Raw genomic sequence first — 14,307 nt, 5'->3', positions numbered from 1 at the left:
GATCCTCCGATAGGGGGTGACACTGAAGTTCGTTGGCCGGACTCGGTGCCCGCGACGGACGACCGGGTATCAGCAGGACCCGCTCTCACCGTCCCGACCTGGCACTCACAGTCCGCGAGTGCCAACCGCATTTCTAGCACTCGGTATAGGCGAGTGCAAGGTCACCCGCGACGGTCCCGGACGGGGCGTGGGCCCGTTTCGAGTTGTCCACAGGGCGGTGCCGAGGTCTGTTCCCGACCCCGTCCACGAGCGACGATCTGCGAGTGCACGATGCGGAGACCCTGGCGCAGATCAACTGGGGCGTGTTGTCCCGACGGCAGCTGGCAGAGGCGGGCGTGGCCGACGCCGACGTCGCGCGGGCGATCCGAGCGGGGACGCTCGTACGGATCCGCCGAGGCTGGTTCGCGACAACCCGCGCGGATCCTCACGTCCGCGAGGCCGTCGCCGCGGGTGGCGTACTGACCTGCGTGGCCGCTCTCCGCCAACGCGGGGTCTGGGTCCCCGAGCACCAGCGGAGGCTGCACGTTCGCGCCGAGAACCGAGGTTCGCCGATACGTGGCGCCTGCCGTCTTCACGGTCCGATCCCACGGCCCGAGCAGGCGGTGGACGATGTCCTGACCGCACTGCGCTTCGCGACACGAGGTCCGGCTTCGGCTGCGCGCGCGAAACATCGCCGTGACGACTCAGCATCGCGTTCCCGGGGTGGGGAGGGTCGATCTGCTCGTCGGAGAACGACTGGTCATCGAGGTCGACAGTCATGCCCACCACACCGGCGTGGAGCGGTACGAGGCCGACCGGGCCCGTGATCGGCGGCTCGTCCAACTGGGATATGTCGTCCTGCGGCTCAGCTACCACCAGGTCGTCCACGACTGGCCGGAAACCGAGAAGGTCGTCCTCGACCTCATCCGACGACGCGAACACCGCGGTCGCCCGGCGGGAGCAGCCTGAGGCGTCGAAACTCTGCACACAGCGGCCCGGCGCGACGCATACGTCGATGCCTCACCGCTCAGTGCAGACTTTCGTCGCTCAGGTCCGTTCTCGAAGAAAAGAGAGATCGTCGCGGGTCGGCTTGTCGACGATGTCGGCGTAGTCGTCGTGTTTCTCCACGAACGCCTTGAACAGTGGGCAGACGGGGACGACGCGGGTTCCTGCGGCGCGCATCGCGTCGAGCGACTCGCGGACCAGGATGGTGCCGAGCCCGCGGCCGCCATAGGCCCCGTCGACCTCGGTGTGGAAGAAGATGCGACGACCGTCGTGGTCGCGGTAGTGCGCCGACCCGACGACGGTGCCGTCGACGGAGATCTCGAACCGCTGACGCTCGGGCGCGTCGGCGACGACGACCTCGACGCCGGTCTTGTCGACGGTCATCGGCTCTCTCCTCGGGGTCGGGCGCGGGGGTCGGGATTGACGCGCGGACGCAACGTCGTGGTCGGAAGGGTCGGGGCCGGGATCCGCGGCCGCGGGCCGACGTATCCGTCGACCGTCCCGAAGCGGTCGGCGCCGGCCTCCCACTCCTCGCGATACCGCGCGATCTCCTCGTGGGTGCGGCCCACGAAGTTCCACCACATGACGATCTCCTCGCCGAACGGCTCCCCACCGAGGACGAGGACGCGTCCGGGCTCGTCGGCGGAGTTCTCGACGCTGATGCGGGTGGCACCGACGCCCACGTACCCGAGCTCGGCCCGTCCCAACGCCTCCCCCTCGACCGCGATCACGCCGCTGTCGACGAGGACACCGTGTTCGAAGGAGGGATCGACGTCGAGGACCACCGTGGCGCCGGGGTCGACGACGAGTTCGGCACCGAGGAGCGGGGTGGCGGTCGGCACCGGCGACGTCGCCCCGGACAGGGCGCCGAGGAACACGCGCAGTGACCCGCCCTCGATCGCAACGGCCTCCGGCGCGTGGTGGTGGAACTCGCGTGAACCGTTCCGCGCCGACTCCGGCAGCGCCAGCCAGAGCTGCGCGCCGTGCAGGACGGTGGTGTCCGGCGTGGAGACCTCCGAGTGGCTGATCCCCGCGCCGGCCGTCATGAGGTTGAGTTCGCCCGGCCGCACCATCGCGTGGACGCCGGCGGCGTCGCGGTGCTCGACCTCGCCGGAGAACAACCAGCTGACGGTCGCTAGCCCGGTGTGCGGGTGGGGCGCGACATCCATGCCGCCGGTCGCCGAGACGTCGTCGGGCCCGTAGTGGTCGATGAAGCACCAGGCCCCGATGAGCGACCGTTGCCGCTGGGGAAGCGTGCGGCGCACCGGCATGGCGCGGGGACCACCCAGCGGCACCTCCCGGGCGGTGATCACCTCGACCGCGACCGGCGGCCCGGGCTCACAGTCCTCCACGACGGGGTCCATCTCGAGATTGCTCATGCCCTCGCCCCCTCTATGGTGCGGTCAGTGCACCGAGTTTACGGTCGCGCGTGGTGAGAGAGGACCCCTGTGACGGAGCCCCACGTCTTCATCGACAAGCAGTCGCCGACCGTCTACCGCGCGTTCGGTGAGGCCGCGTCGACGGTGACCGACGCGAGCCGCGACGCGGGCCTGTCGCGGATCCTCGTCGAGCTGATCAACGTACGCGTGTCCCAGATGAACGGCTGCGCGTTCTGCCTGGACCTGCACACGCGACGGGCGATCGCCGCGGGCGAGACGTCGAACCGACTCGCGACGCTGCCGGCGTGGCGTGACACCGAGCTGTTCGACGACGTCGAGCGTGCGGCGCTGCGCCTCGCCGAGGTGGTCACGAGCCTCCCCGACCACGACACGCAGGAGCGCGAGTACGAGCACGCCCGCGCGGCACTCTCCGACGACCAGCTGTCGGCCGTGGTGTGGGTGGCGATCACCATCAACGCCTTCAACAGGGTGTCGATCCTGAGCAGGCACCCGGTCCGTCAATGACGCTCAGCGGGGCGCGGGAACCCGCGCACTCATCGCGAGGACCTCGTCGACGAGGCGGTGTGTGTAGTCGTCGTCGACGGGCAGCCCGAACACGACGTGGTGGTACAGCGGCGCGATGACGTGGTCGAGGACCTGGGTGACCGTCGGGACGGACTCGCCGCGCTCGACGGCGCGGGCGAGCATCTCGTCGGCCTGGGTCAGCCGGACGTCCCAGCACGGGCACGAGCCAGGGATGCCGACGCGCGCACCGACCATCGCGCGCAGGTAGACGATCCGCTCCGGTCGGGTGATGTCGGCGGCGATGATCGACGCCCACTCGCGCAGGTCCCCGACGGCGGTCCCGGTGTCGGGGAGGGGCTCGTCGCCGGTCAGAGCCGCGACCGCGACCTCCGACATCAACGCCTCGATCGACCCCCACCGCCGGTAGACGCTCGTCGGGTTGACGCCCGCCCGCTCGGCGACCTGCGGGACGGTCACCGAGTCGCGGTGACCCTCGCTGACCAACTCGCCGACGGCGGCGTACACCGCCGCCTGCACACGGGCGCTGCGGCCACCCGGGCGGCGCACGGTTCGACGGTTCGACGTGGACATGCGACCATTATCGCAAACGGGTTGGCATTAAGCCCACACCTCCGCTACCGTTCCAGAAAAGCAAACGCCGTTGCTTTAGTGAACCGGAGGACGAGATGCCCCGCCTGCCCCGCTCGGTCGCCTTCTGGCTGGTTGCCGTCACCACGGCGGTGGTGCTGCTGTCGTCGGCGGCTCCCTCACCCCTGTACCCCGTCTACCAGCAGGCCTTCGGCTTCTCGGCCTTCACGCTGACCGTGGTGTTCGCGGTGTACGTCGTCGCGCTCGTCGGCACCCTGCTGACAGTCGGCTCGGTCTCCGACCACATCGGCCGCCGGCCCGTGCTGGCCGCCTCGATCGTCCTGCTCATCGTCGCGATGGTGGTGTTCGTCGAGGCCGACGGCACCGGCATGCTGCTCACCGCGCGGATCCTGCAGGGGTTGGCGACGGGCGCCCTCACCGGCACCGCGAGCGCAGCCCTGGTCGACCTCGCCCCGACACCGCACCTGGGCTCGATGATCTCGACCGCCACACCCCCGCTCGGCCTGGCGACCGGCTCGGTGCTCGCCGGCGCCCTGGTGCAGTACGCACCGCTGCCGCGAGAGCTCGTCTACATCGTCGTCGGCACCGCGCTCGCGCTGATGCTGGTCGCCGTCGCGTTCCTGCCCGAGACGTCACCCTTGCACGGCTTCCGCTCGCGACGGCATCTCGCGACCACACTCGCCCCGTCGATGTCGGTGCCGGGCAACGTCCGTGGCGCGTTCCTCGCCGCTGCGCCGGCGATGGCCGCGACCTGGGCCCTGGGTGGGCTCTACCTCTCACTCGGTTCCTCGATCGCCGCGAAGGTCCTCGGCGTGACGAACCACGCCGCGGCCGGCGCGATCCTCTGTTCGTTCTTCGGCAGCGCCGCGACGGCAGCCGCCCTCGGCACCCGCCTGCCGTCCCGTGTCGCCCTCACCGTCGGATACGGCGCGCTCGGCGGCGGTGTGCTGGTGACCATGTCGGCGACGCTCGTCGCCTCTGCGCCGCTCTACGTCGTCGGATCGGTGGTCGCCGGGATCGGTTTCGGCACGACGCTGCTCGGGGTCATGACGACGATGGCCACGACGGCCGAGCCCGGCGATCGCGGACGCGTCTTCGCGGCGGTGTTCGCGCTGAGCTACACCGCGTTCAGCGTCCCCGCGGTGGTGGCCGGGCTGGTGACCACCCATGTCGGGCTGACCCCGACCGCGGTCGGGTACGCGCTGTTCATCGTCGGGCTCGTCGTGATCGCCGCGGCCGCAGCCGTCGTGATGGGGCGCCGCACCGTCGACGACGAGTCCCTCGAAGAGATCGTCACCGAGACCGTCGAGTGCGCGGCCTGAGCGGTCAGTCCCCGGCGCGGGTGAGGAACTCCAGCAGCGCTCCTCGCGCCGCCCGCTGGCCCAGTGCCTGACCGACGCGGTCACCCCCGAACGCGATGCCACCGGTCCACTGCGCGGCCGTCGGGAACTCGCCGAACCGGATGAGGTGCCCGGCGCCCGGCAGCACCACGAGCCGGTCGTCGCCGGATCCACGCCCGTGCACCAGCGTGTGCGCCATCCGCGCCGACGGCCACAGCGCGTCGTCGGCGCCCGCGATGCACAGGACCGGCACCGGCACATCGGAACCCAGCGCCGGCCCGTCGGGCAACGGGACATCGGCGACGGCCGCGTCCAGTCCTGCGGCGTAGGCGGGCCACAGCCGGAGCAGGCTCGGACGACCACGGGCCACGTCACGCCCGACCGTCGCCGCCTCCGACACCAGCTGCGGCATGAGGCGTCCGGTCGGGACCGGCACCGCGGGGACGGGTGCACCGGACCACCGCCACGACGGCGTGTCCGGCACGTCGCCGTCGGGGCCGACCGCCTGCCAGCTCACCGAGGACGGACTCACCAGCACCAGGCCCGACAGGACGGTCTCGCGGATCGCGGAGCCGGCCAGAGCGACCGCCGCCAGCAATCCCTCGGCACCTCGTGAGATCCCCACGCACACCACGCGTAGGGGGTTCACGTCGTCGAGCGCGCACGCCTCCGTGACCGCCCGCGTGAAGCGTTCGAGCGGGATGTCCACGACGGTCGCCTCGTCCGGTGCGCCGGGCTCGTCCACCCACGAGACCGCGACGGCCAGATGGCCGTGGGAGGCCAGCATCGCCACCGTCGACCGCTGCGAGTCGACGCCACCCTCGGATCCCCCGAAACACAGCACGATCGGCCATCCCGCCGCCGGGCGATCACCGGCCGGTCGGGCGACCACCCCGTCCCGGCCACCGAGATCGACGTCCTCGACGCGCACGTCGCGATCGCCGTGTGACCGAGTGACGGAGCGGCGCACCAGGTCTGCGTCGTCCTGCCGGACCGTGACGGTCACCGTCCACGCGCCCGCCGGCGGCACGAACATCTCGTCGACGAGGCCGTCTGTCGACTCCGGACGCATCGCCCAGATCGGGGCGGCCGGATCCGCCGCCGGCCAGTCGCCGTCGTGGGGTGCGTCGCGGCCGGAGTCGACCGTCCCGTCGGCCGTCACCGCGAACCGGGCGCGCGACGACCACCGCCGACCCACCAGGTCGACGCCCGCGCACTCCATCTCGACGACCGTCTCCGGGTCGAGGCCCGCGACCACGACCACGAACGGTTCGTCGTGACGGCTCGCGTCCGGGAGGTCCAGCGTCACGGCCCCGCCGGCGATGTCCGGGGGTGCCGCGGGCTGTTCGACCGGTTCGGCGGGCACCGACCGCTCCGCGATCCTCGCCGTCTGCCGGTCGAACCACGGCGGGAACAGCCCGGACAGGGCACCGGCGACGCCGAGCACAACGAACGGGATCACCCAGTAGCAGACGACGGACAGCGGCCGGTCGGCGTCGCGGACGGTCGCGGCGCCGTCGACGATCGGCGGCACGAACGACACCGCCGTCATCACCGCGAACGCGGCGACCCACATCCACGTCATCGCCAGCGTGATGGTGCGGAACCCGTCGGTGCGGGCGGTCACGGCGTCGACGGCGTCGGCTGCGTACTCCCGGACGAATGGCCGCCCGACGAGAACACCCACGAGCGCGACGAGGAACAGCCCGAGATTGCCGGCGGGCTGCAGCCAGCGCTCGAGCACGGAATCGTCGAGGCCCGACGCGGCGACGAGGAGCACGACGAACACGACCGCGGTCCCGACGTCGAGCGACCGCCACCGCCCGTCCCGCCGCCGGGAGACGGCCGAGCCGATGAGGGCGGCGCCCGTCGCACACGCGACGGCGACGACGAAACCCGTGTTGCCCACGAGCACCCAGAACAGGATCCAGGGCGCGAACCCCAGGACGAACGACATCCCCGAGCCACCTCTCGCCGGCCCCCGACCTCATCTCAGCGCACCGCCGGCCGCCTCGTGTCCGATTCGTCGTTGCCGACCTGCGACCTCTCGGCCGGTCGTCGATACGGGGTCGTGCTTCCACCGCTGGTTACCCGGGAGTATCAAGGAGGTATGCACCTGCAGCTCACGCCCGACGAGGCGGCTTTCCGCGACGAGATGCGGACGTTCTTCACCACGAAGATCCCCAAGGAGATCCGCGAGCGTTCCGCCAAGGGCGCCCTGAAGTTCCCCGACGACATCATCACGTCCCAGCGCATCCTCAACGAGGAGGGCATCGCGGTCCCGAACTGGCCCGTCGAGGTCGGCGGCAAGGACTGGACCCCCGTGCAGCGCCACATCTGGCAGGACCAGCTGAACCTGGCGGCAGTGCCCGAACCGCTGGCGTTCAACGCCGCGATGGTCGGTCCGGTGATCGCCCAGTTCGGGTCGCAGGAGATCAAGGACCGGTTCCTGCCCGCGACGGCCAACCTCGACATCTGGTGGTGCCAGGGCTTCTCCGAGCCCGAGGCCGGGTCCGACCTGGCGTCGCTCAAGACCAAGGCCGTCCGCGACGGTGACCACTACATCGTCAACGGCCAGAAGACGTGGACCACGTTGGCGCAGTACGCCGACTGGATCTTCTGCCTCGTCCGCACCGACCCGGACGCCCCGAAGAAGCAGGCCGGCATCAGCTTCCTGCTCATCGACATGAACTCCGAGGGCATCGAGCGCCGCCCGATCCAGCTCATCGACGGCGGCCACGAGGTCAACGAGGTCTGGTTCACCGACGTGCGTGTCCCGGTGGAGAACCTCGTCGGCGAGGAGAACGAGGGCTGGAGCTACGCCAAGTTCCTGCTGTCCAACGAGCGCGGCGGCATCGCCCGGGTCTCGTACAACAAGATCCGTCTCGCCCGCGCCAAGGAGCTCGCCGCGTCGATCTCGACCGCGAACGGCACCCTGCTCGACGACCCGCACATGCGTGCGCGGTTCGTCGAACTCGAGAACGCCCTGCTCGCACTGGAACTGACGCAGCTGCGTGTCATAGCGTCGGAGACCGGCGGCAAGCCGAACCCGGCGTCGTCGGTGCTCAAGCTGCGCGGCAGTGAGCTCACGCAGGACGTCACCGAGCTGATGACCGACCTGGCCGGCAACGACGCCCTCACCGTCTTCGACCCGGCCGTCGACGACTCGGAGTGGGCGCACCTCGCGATGCCGACCTACCTCAACACCCGCAAGGTCTCGATCTACGGCGGGTCGTCGGAGGTCCAGCGTCAGATCATCTCCCGCGGCATCCTCGGTCTGTAGACCGCGCCCCTCACCCACTCCCCCGAACAGAACCCACGAGAGGGTCACTCCCCCATGGATTTCGAACTGACCGAGGAGCAGACGCTCCTGCGTGACACCGCCCGCGAGGTGCTCGGGCGCGCCTACGACGTCGAGAAGCTGCGCGACGTCGCCGAGACCGACCGCGGCTGGAGCGAGAAGGTGTGGAGCTCGCTCGCCGAGATCGGCATCCTCGGCCTGCCGTTCTCCGAGGAGGACGGCGGCGCCGGCGCCGGCTTCGCCGAGACCGCCGTCGTCGCAGGCGAGTTCGGTCGATCGCTGGCGCCCGAGCCGTTCATCACCGGCATGGCCACCCCCGGCGTCGCCGTCGCCGCCACCACCGACGACGCCCTGCGGGGTCAGATCGTCGAGGCCGTCGCGAGCGGCGGACTCGTGCTGGCCTACGCGCACGACGAGCCGGGCGACCGCTGGCCCGCGGCCGCGCTGTCGACCACGGCGACCGCCTCGGGTGACAGCCACACACTCACCGGCACGAAGACCCCGGTCCTCGCCGGTGACGTCGCCGGGAAGTTCCTGGTCACCGCCACTCTCGACGGCGCACCCGCCCTGTTCGTCGTCGACGCGGACGCAACCGGTGTCACCCGCACCGCTCTGCGCACCCACGATCGCCGTCGGGCAGCCCGCATCACGTTCGACGGCGCCGAGGCCACCCACCTGCCCGTGGACGACGCCGCCGCGGTCATCACGAAGACCGAGGTCGTCACCCAGACCCTGCTGTGCGCCGAGGCCGTCGGCGCCATGGAGCAGGCGCTCGACCAGACGACCGAGTACCTCAAGTCGCGCAAGCAGTTCGGTGTCCCGCTGAAGACGTTCCAGGCCCTCACCCACCGCGCCGCGAACATGTACGTGGAACTCGAGCTGGCCCGCAGCATCAGCACGTACGCCACCATGCGACTGGCCGACGACGACGTCGACCCGGCCACCGCGTCGCGCGCGAAGCTGCAGATCTGCCGGTCGGCGCGGCTGATCGGTCAGGAGACCATCCAGCTGCACGGCGGCATCGGCCTGACGGCGGAGTACCCCGTGGGTCACGTCGTCAGCCGGTTGACGGCGATCGCCCGCACCATCGGCACCGCCGACGACCACCTGCGCGTGCTCTCGGACTCCGTCGCCGATCACGACATGCTCACCCTGATCTGACGCTCGCCTCCGTCGTCCGGGGGCGGGTGGGTGTCGGGTACGCCCGGTTACACTCACCTCGCCCCCGCGACGAAGGAGTCCCATGGCCGCCCCACTGCTCGAGCAGTCGACCGAGATCGCCGCCACCCCCGAGAAGGTGTGGTCGATCGTCTCCGACCTGTCGCGGATGGGCGAGTGGAGTCCGCAGTGCCGCAAGGTGATCGTGCGGGGTGGCACGGTTCGGCTCGGCGCGAAGACCATCAACGTCAACAAGCGCGGGCTGCTGGTCTGGCCGACCACGGCGAAGGTCGTCACGTTCGAGCCGAACAGGAAGATCGCCTACCGGATCGCCGAGAACCGCACGGTGTGGGGATTCGAGATCACCCCCACCGACAGCGGTGTGCGTCTCACCGAGCGTCGTGAGGCGAAGAACGGTCAGACCACGAAGGTCTCGTCGACGCTGATCGGCCTCGCGATGGGTGGCACCGAGTCGTTCGACGCCGAGCTCGACGAGGGCATGCGCGAGACCCTGATGAAGATCAAGGCAGCCGCCGAGCGCGGCTGACACACGCGCCCGCGTCAGACGGCGAGGGACTCCACGAGTTCCGGCAGGTCGGCGATCGAGTCGATGACGTGGTCGGGGACGGGACCGAACTCGTCGGCGAGGACCCTGTCCAGCTCGTCGGCACGGAACTTCCCGGTGCGCACCAAAACTCCCCGCAACGCCGACGCCTGCGCCCCGAGGACGTCGTTGTGCAGGTCGTCGCCGACCATCACCACCGACGTCGGCTCCATGCCGAGCATCTCGACCGCGGACCGGAACCCGATCGGCGACGGCTTCCCGATCGCCCGGATCGACTGGCCCGCAGCCTTCTCCAGCCCCTCGAGGTAGACCCCGGTGTCGATCTTGACGCCCTCGTCGGTCGACCACGTCATCGACCGGTGCATCGCGACGACCGGGATCCCCCGCAACATCATCTGCAGCACCCGCGACATCGCGTCGTGGGTGAACACCGAACCCGCGCCGCCCAGCACGATCACCTCGGGGTCGTCGTCCGGACCGTCGACGATCTGCACCCCCGACATGTCCTCGGCGACCGGCCCCTTGTTCAGCACCCACACGCGACGATCCGGGTACTCCGAGACGAGGAACTCGGCGGTGAGGCGGGCGGCCGAGAGGATCTCCTCGGCGTCGACGCGCAGGCCGCACCCGGTCAGCGCCTCGGCGATCTGATGCCGCGACCGGGAGGTGGTGTTCGTCAGGAACATCCGCGGCACGCCCTGCCGTTCGAGCGCGTCGAGTGCCTCCACGGCACCGGGCAGCGGGCGCCACGAGGTGACGAGCACCCCGTCGATGTCCAGCAGCAACCCGGTCATGACGCGAATCTAGTCGCCCCCTGCGCGCGTCGCCCCCCGAGGCCGTCGCCCCTGTGCCGGTCACACCGTGTCCGGCACTGGCATGCTGAGACCCATGCCCCCGATGCCGGATCCGGCCGACACCGCGACCGCCACGACCCCTCTGCGCCCGGTCGTCGACGACCTCATGGCGCGCGCCCGCACCGACCTCGCCGAGCTGGTCGCGTTCCCGTCCGTCCACGGCGCACCGGGGCGCGAGCAGGCCTGCCAGGACGCCGCGACGTGGGTGGTGGACGCCTTCACCGAGGCGGGTGTGCCGTGCTCGACGATCTGCACGGTCGACGGGAGCCACGCCGTCATCGGCCATCACCCGGGACCCGAGGGCTCCCCCACCGTCCTGCTGTACGCCCACCACGACGTGCAACCCGTCGACGAGGCGGACTGGGCGTCGTCCCCGTTCACCCTCACCGAGCGTGACGGCCGCTGGTACGGACGCGGCGCGGCGGACTGCAAGGGCAACGTGGTCGCCCACCTCACCGCACTGCGGGCACTCCACGACGACGAGACCGCAGGGTTCGGAGTCGGGATCCGCGTCGTGATCGAGGGGTCCGAGGAGGCCGGGGGCGAGGGCCTCGACCACCTCGCGCGGGAACAGCCCGAGTTGTTCGCCGCGGACGTCATCCTCGTCTGCGACACCGGCAACGTCGCCATCGGGACGCCGACCCTGACCACCAGCCTGCGCGGCGTCGTGAACGTAAAGGTCACCGTCGAGACCCTGGGATCCCGGGTGCACTCCGGCCAGTTCGGCGGCGCCGCACCGGACGCCCTCGCCGCACTGATCGCCGGGCTGGCGAGCCTGCGGGACGCCGACGGGAACACCACCGTCGACGGTCTCGACGCCACCGGCACGTTCGACGGCGCCCCCTACGACGCGGACACCTTCCGATCCGACGCCACCGTCCTCGACGGGGTCGACCTCCTCGGTTCGGCACCACCGGAGGACATGGTGTGGGCGCGGCCGGCGGTGACGGTCATCGGGATCGACGCTCCGTCGACGCAGAACGCCGCGTCGGCGATCGCCCCGCACGCCGCGGCCGTGCTGAACCTCCGCGTGCCGCCGGGGATCGATCCGGCACACGCCCGGGACGCGCTGGAAGCCCATCTGCGCGCACACATCCCCTGGCACGCACGGGTCACGGTCGAGCCCGAGGCGGCCGGCGCACCGTTCGCCGCCGACACCAGCGGCCCCGGGTACCAGGCCCTGACCGCGGCGATGGAGGAGGCCTACGGACGTCCCGTCGTGCGGTCGGGACAGGGCGGCTCCATCCCGCTCTGCACGGTGCTGTCGGAGATCTGTCCCGACGCCGAGATCGCCCTGCTCGGTGTGGAGGAGCCCCGCTGCCGTATCCACGCCGCCGACGAGAGCGTCGATCCCGACGAGATCGCCCGCACCGCACTGTCGGAGGCGTTGTTCCTGCGGGCACTCGCCGCGACCGGCACGACCGCGTGAGCGGACACGACCACCCGCTGGCGCCCGGCGAGACCCTCCGTCCGGTCGAGGAGCACGCCCGGCGCGTCGCGGACCTGATCACCCCGCCCGAACCAGAACGGGTCGCCCTCGCCGACGCCCTGCGCCGCGTGGTCGTCGACGACGTCCACGCCGCCATCTCGCTGCCGGGCTTCGACAACTCCGCGATGGACGGGTATGCCGTCCGTGCCGCGGACGTCGCGAGTGCCTCCGACGACGCCCCCGCCCGGCTGCCGGTCGCCGCCGACATCCCGGCCGGGCGGACCGACGTCCTGACGCTGGCCCCGGGCACCGCGCACCGCATCATGACCGGCGCACCGATGCCCGCCGGCGCGGACGCCGTGGTGCAGGTCGAGTACACCGACGGCGGCACGGAGTCCGTCGACATCCGACGGGCCGTGGACGCCGGGACATCGGTGCGCCGCGCCGGCTCCGACATCGCCGCGGGCGACCTCGCCCTGGCGGCAGGCACCGTGCTGAACGCACCGCAGATCGGCCTGCTGGCCGCACTCGGGATCGCCGAGGTCACCGTTCCCGCCCGCCCGCACGTCGTCGTCCTGTCGACCGGCAGCGAGCTGGTGGCGGCCGGAGAACCGTTGCAGCACGGGCAGATCCACGAGTCGAACGGCGCGATGCTGTGCGCCGCGGTCACCGCCGCGGGTGCCCGGGCCTCCGCCCTGCACTTCGTCCCCGACGACGTCGACGAGTTCCGCGCCCACCTCGACGCTGTCGTCGACTCGGCCGACCCACCCGACCTGGTCCTCACCTCCGGCGGCGTCAGCGCCGGCGCCTACGAGGTCGTCAAGGACGCACTGGTCCGCGACGACGTCGAGTTCGTGAAGGTCGCGATGCAGCCCGGCATGCCGCAGGGCAGCGGCCGGTACACCACCGCGTCGGGGCGCGCGGTCCCGATCGTCACGTTGCCCGGCAACCCCGTCAGCGCGCAGGTCTCGTTCGAGATCTTCGTCCGACCGCCGCTGCGGGCCGCGCTCCGGCTGCCGCAGGAGCGCCCCCGCTCGACCGCCGTCCTCACCGACGACCTGCGATCACCGCGCGGGAAACGCCAGTTCCGGCGGGGCGTCGTCGAGACCGCGCCCGACGGGACGCTGCGCGTCCAGCCGATCGGACCGCCGTCGTCGCATCACCTGCGGTACCTGGCCTCGGCGAACGCCCTCATCGACATCCCCGCCGACGCCGACGACGTCGCGTCCGGTGACACCGTCGTCGTCCTGCTGCTCGACGACTGAGCCGCGGGCGGCGTCGCCCGACGATTCCCGGGCCCTCGGGCGAGCCGTTACGCTGGCGTTCCGAACAGACGCGTCGAGGCCCGGCGCACCGGCGAGGAAGGGATGGTCGAGGCACGTGGCACGACGCCCGAAGCCCGCCGCCTCCGCTGTCCCCGGTGCCCCGGTCGGCGATCGGGGCCGCCTGACCCGCCACACCCGCGGCCTCACGCACGTCGTCGAGCTCGTCGGTCACACGCTGCCGCCGGTGCACCCCGCCGGTCTGCCGTTCGTCGCGGCACCCGCGGCGCTCGCGCTCGCGGGCCGGAACCGCCGCTGGATCCGCACGCCGGCGCTGGCCGCATCGGTGGTCTGCGCCGCCTTCTTCCGGCACCCCGATCGCGTGCCGCCGACCGCACCCGGCGCGGTCGTCGCGCCCGCGGACGGGGAGATCACCCTCGTCGACGTCGCGCTGCCGCCGCCCGAACTCGGCCTCGGATCGGAGCCACTGCCGCGGGTGTCGACGTTCCTGAGCATCCTCGACGTCCACGTCCAGCGCAGTCCCGTCGGCGGTGAGGTCGTGTCGGTGACGCACACCCCCGGCCGGTTCCTGTCCGCGGACCTGCCGGAGGCCAGCGCCGAGAACGAACGCACCTGCATGCACCTCCGCACCGACGACGGCGTCGACATCGGTGTCGTGCAGATCGCCGGACTGCTCGCGCGCCGCATCGTGAACGAGAAGAGCGCCGGAGACCGCGTCGGGCTCGGGGAGACCTACGGGCTGATCCGTTTCGGGTCCCGCGTCGACGTGTACCTCCCCGCGGGAACCGACCCCGAGGTCCTCCCCGGACAGCGGGCGGTCGGCGCCGAGACCGTGCTGGCCAGGCTCTAGTGGTCCCGCACCGGGCCGCGCGCCCCGAGG

Annotated in this window: 14 protein-coding genes and 1 pseudogene; 10 read left to right on the top strand and 5 right to left on the bottom strand. The window is 71.5% G+C overall.

From position 1 onward, the window contains the following. Window positions 1-263 precede the first annotated feature (263 nt). Together Q1A98_RS22370 and Q1A98_RS11335 are read left to right on the top strand one after the other, a co-directional pair. A pseudogene (locus tag Q1A98_RS22370) lies at window positions 264-341 on the top strand (hypothetical protein); the annotation flags it as partial. A 334-nt stretch (window positions 342-675) separates the two neighbouring features. Continuing rightward, window positions 676-948: a DUF559 domain-containing protein gene (locus Q1A98_RS11335; protein ID WP_299573327.1), complete on the top strand. Its 273-nt coding sequence runs from the start codon at window positions 676-678 to the stop codon at window positions 946-948. A gap of 78 nt (window positions 949-1,026) precedes the next feature. On the opposite strand, the gene Q1A98_RS11330 is transcribed toward Q1A98_RS11335, so the two are convergent. Together Q1A98_RS11330 and Q1A98_RS11325 are read right to left on the bottom strand one after the other, a co-directional pair. Further along, window positions 1,027-1,368, bottom strand: coding sequence for a GNAT family N-acetyltransferase (locus Q1A98_RS11330; RefSeq protein WP_299573323.1), 342 nt, complete (start codon window positions 1,366-1,368; stop codon window positions 1,027-1,029). Then, window positions 1,365-2,363, bottom strand: a complete 999-nt coding sequence (locus Q1A98_RS11325; RefSeq protein ID WP_299573322.1) for a pirin family protein — start codon at window positions 2,361-2,363, stop codon at window positions 1,365-1,367. Before Q1A98_RS11325 ends, Q1A98_RS11330 begins: the two co-directional genes overlap by 4 nt. A gap of 69 nt (window positions 2,364-2,432) precedes the next feature. On the opposite strand from Q1A98_RS11325, the gene Q1A98_RS11320 reads away from it, so the two are divergent. Then, window positions 2,433-2,888 carry a carboxymuconolactone decarboxylase family protein gene (locus Q1A98_RS11320; protein ID WP_299573320.1) on the top strand — a complete coding sequence of 152 codons (456 nt, stop codon included), beginning with the start codon at window positions 2,433-2,435 and terminating at the stop codon, window positions 2,886-2,888. 3 nt (window positions 2,889-2,891) lie between these two features. Here Q1A98_RS11320 and Q1A98_RS11315 read toward each other — a convergent pair whose 3' ends face one another. Continuing rightward, the gene (locus Q1A98_RS11315; protein WP_299573319.1) at window positions 2,892-3,479 is read right to left on the bottom strand and encodes a TetR/AcrR family transcriptional regulator; all 588 of its coding nucleotides are present in this window, start codon (window positions 3,477-3,479) and stop codon (window positions 2,892-2,894) included. Window positions 3,480-3,574: 95 nt separating this feature from the next. Here Q1A98_RS11315 and Q1A98_RS11310 point away from each other — a divergent pair, with 95 nt between their 5' ends. Next, a complete protein-coding gene (locus Q1A98_RS11310) occupies window positions 3,575-4,819 on the top strand; it encodes an MFS transporter (protein WP_299573316.1) in 1,245 nt (414 codons plus the stop codon). A gap of 4 nt (window positions 4,820-4,823) precedes the next feature. Here the strand turns inward: Q1A98_RS11310 and Q1A98_RS11305 are convergent, their stop codons facing one another. Further along, window positions 4,824-6,794: an acyl-CoA thioesterase/BAAT N-terminal domain-containing protein gene (locus Q1A98_RS11305; protein ID WP_299573313.1), complete on the bottom strand. Its 1,971-nt coding sequence runs from the start codon at window positions 6,792-6,794 to the stop codon at window positions 4,824-4,826. A 153-nt stretch (window positions 6,795-6,947) separates the two neighbouring features. Here Q1A98_RS11305 and Q1A98_RS11300 point away from each other — a divergent pair, with 153 nt between their 5' ends. The 3 genes from Q1A98_RS11300 (at window position 6,948) to Q1A98_RS11290 (ending at window position 9,843) form a co-directional block, all read left to right on the top strand. After that, the gene (locus Q1A98_RS11300; protein WP_299573310.1) at window positions 6,948-8,120 is read left to right on the top strand and encodes an acyl-CoA dehydrogenase family protein; all 1,173 of its coding nucleotides are present in this window, start codon (window positions 6,948-6,950) and stop codon (window positions 8,118-8,120) included. Window positions 8,121-8,174: 54 nt separating this feature from the next. Then, window positions 8,175-9,299: an acyl-CoA dehydrogenase gene (locus Q1A98_RS11295; RefSeq protein ID WP_299573308.1), complete on the top strand. Its 1,125-nt coding sequence runs from the start codon at window positions 8,175-8,177 to the stop codon at window positions 9,297-9,299. 82 nt (window positions 9,300-9,381) lie between these two features. Continuing rightward, a complete protein-coding gene (locus Q1A98_RS11290) occupies window positions 9,382-9,843 on the top strand; it encodes an SRPBCC family protein (protein WP_299573304.1) in 462 nt (153 codons plus the stop codon). Between the two features lie 14 nt (window positions 9,844-9,857). Here Q1A98_RS11290 and Q1A98_RS11285 read toward each other — a convergent pair whose 3' ends face one another. Then, window positions 9,858-10,655, bottom strand: coding sequence for an HAD-IIA family hydrolase (locus tag Q1A98_RS11285; protein ID WP_299573302.1), 798 nt, complete (start codon window positions 10,653-10,655; stop codon window positions 9,858-9,860). 103 nt (window positions 10,656-10,758) lie between these two features. Here Q1A98_RS11285 and Q1A98_RS11280 point away from each other — a divergent pair, with 103 nt between their 5' ends. The 3 genes from Q1A98_RS11280 (at window position 10,759) to Q1A98_RS11270 (ending at window position 14,277) form a co-directional block, all read left to right on the top strand. Continuing rightward, entirely contained in the window at window positions 10,759-12,144 is a 1,386-nt protein-coding gene (locus tag Q1A98_RS11280) for a dipeptidase (RefSeq protein ID WP_299573817.1), read from the top strand. Further along, window positions 12,141-13,409: a gephyrin-like molybdotransferase Glp gene (gene glp / locus Q1A98_RS11275; protein ID WP_299573300.1), complete on the top strand. Its 1,269-nt coding sequence runs from the start codon at window positions 12,141-12,143 to the stop codon at window positions 13,407-13,409. Before Q1A98_RS11280 ends, glp begins: the two co-directional genes overlap by 4 nt. Before the next feature lie 181 nt (window positions 13,410-13,590). Then, complete coding sequence (locus Q1A98_RS11270) at window positions 13,591-14,277, top strand: phosphatidylserine decarboxylase (RefSeq protein ID WP_299573813.1); 687 nt, start codon at window positions 13,591-13,593, stop codon at window positions 14,275-14,277. The last annotated feature ends 30 nt before the right edge of the window (window positions 14,278-14,307 follow it).

Origin of the sequence: uncultured Williamsia sp. (genome assembly GCF_947494875.1) — a bacterium.
Classification (GTDB): Bacteria; Actinomycetota; Actinomycetes; order Mycobacteriales; family Mycobacteriaceae; genus Williamsia_A.
The sequence above is the reverse complement of the archived record's forward strand: the minus strand, read 5'-3'. Positions and strand labels throughout refer to the sequence as shown.

Coding starts and splice junctions, on each gene's coding strand:
- Q1A98_RS11330 (WP_299573323.1), bottom strand. CDS start 1,368: ATGACCGTCGACAAGACCGGCGTCGAGGTCGTCGTCGCCGACGCGCCC.
- Q1A98_RS11325 (WP_299573322.1), bottom strand. CDS start 2,363: ATGAGCAATCTCGAGATGGACCCCGTCGTGGAGGACTGTGAGCCCGGG.
- Q1A98_RS11315 (WP_299573319.1), bottom strand. CDS start 3,479: ATGTCCACGTCGAACCGTCGAACCGTGCGCCGCCCGGGTGGCCGCAGC.
- Q1A98_RS11310 (WP_299573316.1), top strand. CDS start 3,575: ATGCCCCGCCTGCCCCGCTCGGTCGCCTTCTGGCTGGTTGCCGTCACC.
- Q1A98_RS11305 (WP_299573313.1), bottom strand. CDS start 6,794: ATGTCGTTCGTCCTGGGGTTCGCGCCCTGGATCCTGTTCTGGGTGCTC.
- Q1A98_RS11300 (WP_299573310.1), top strand. CDS start 6,948: ATGCACCTGCAGCTCACGCCCGACGAGGCGGCTTTCCGCGACGAGATG.
- Q1A98_RS11295 (WP_299573308.1), top strand. CDS start 8,175: ATGGATTTCGAACTGACCGAGGAGCAGACGCTCCTGCGTGACACCGCC.
- Q1A98_RS11290 (WP_299573304.1), top strand. CDS start 9,382: ATGGCCGCCCCACTGCTCGAGCAGTCGACCGAGATCGCCGCCACCCCC.
- Q1A98_RS11285 (WP_299573302.1), bottom strand. CDS start 10,655: ATGACCGGGTTGCTGCTGGACATCGACGGGGTGCTCGTCACCTCGTGG.
- Q1A98_RS11280 (WP_299573817.1), top strand. CDS start 10,759: ATGCCGGATCCGGCCGACACCGCGACCGCCACGACCCCTCTGCGCCCG.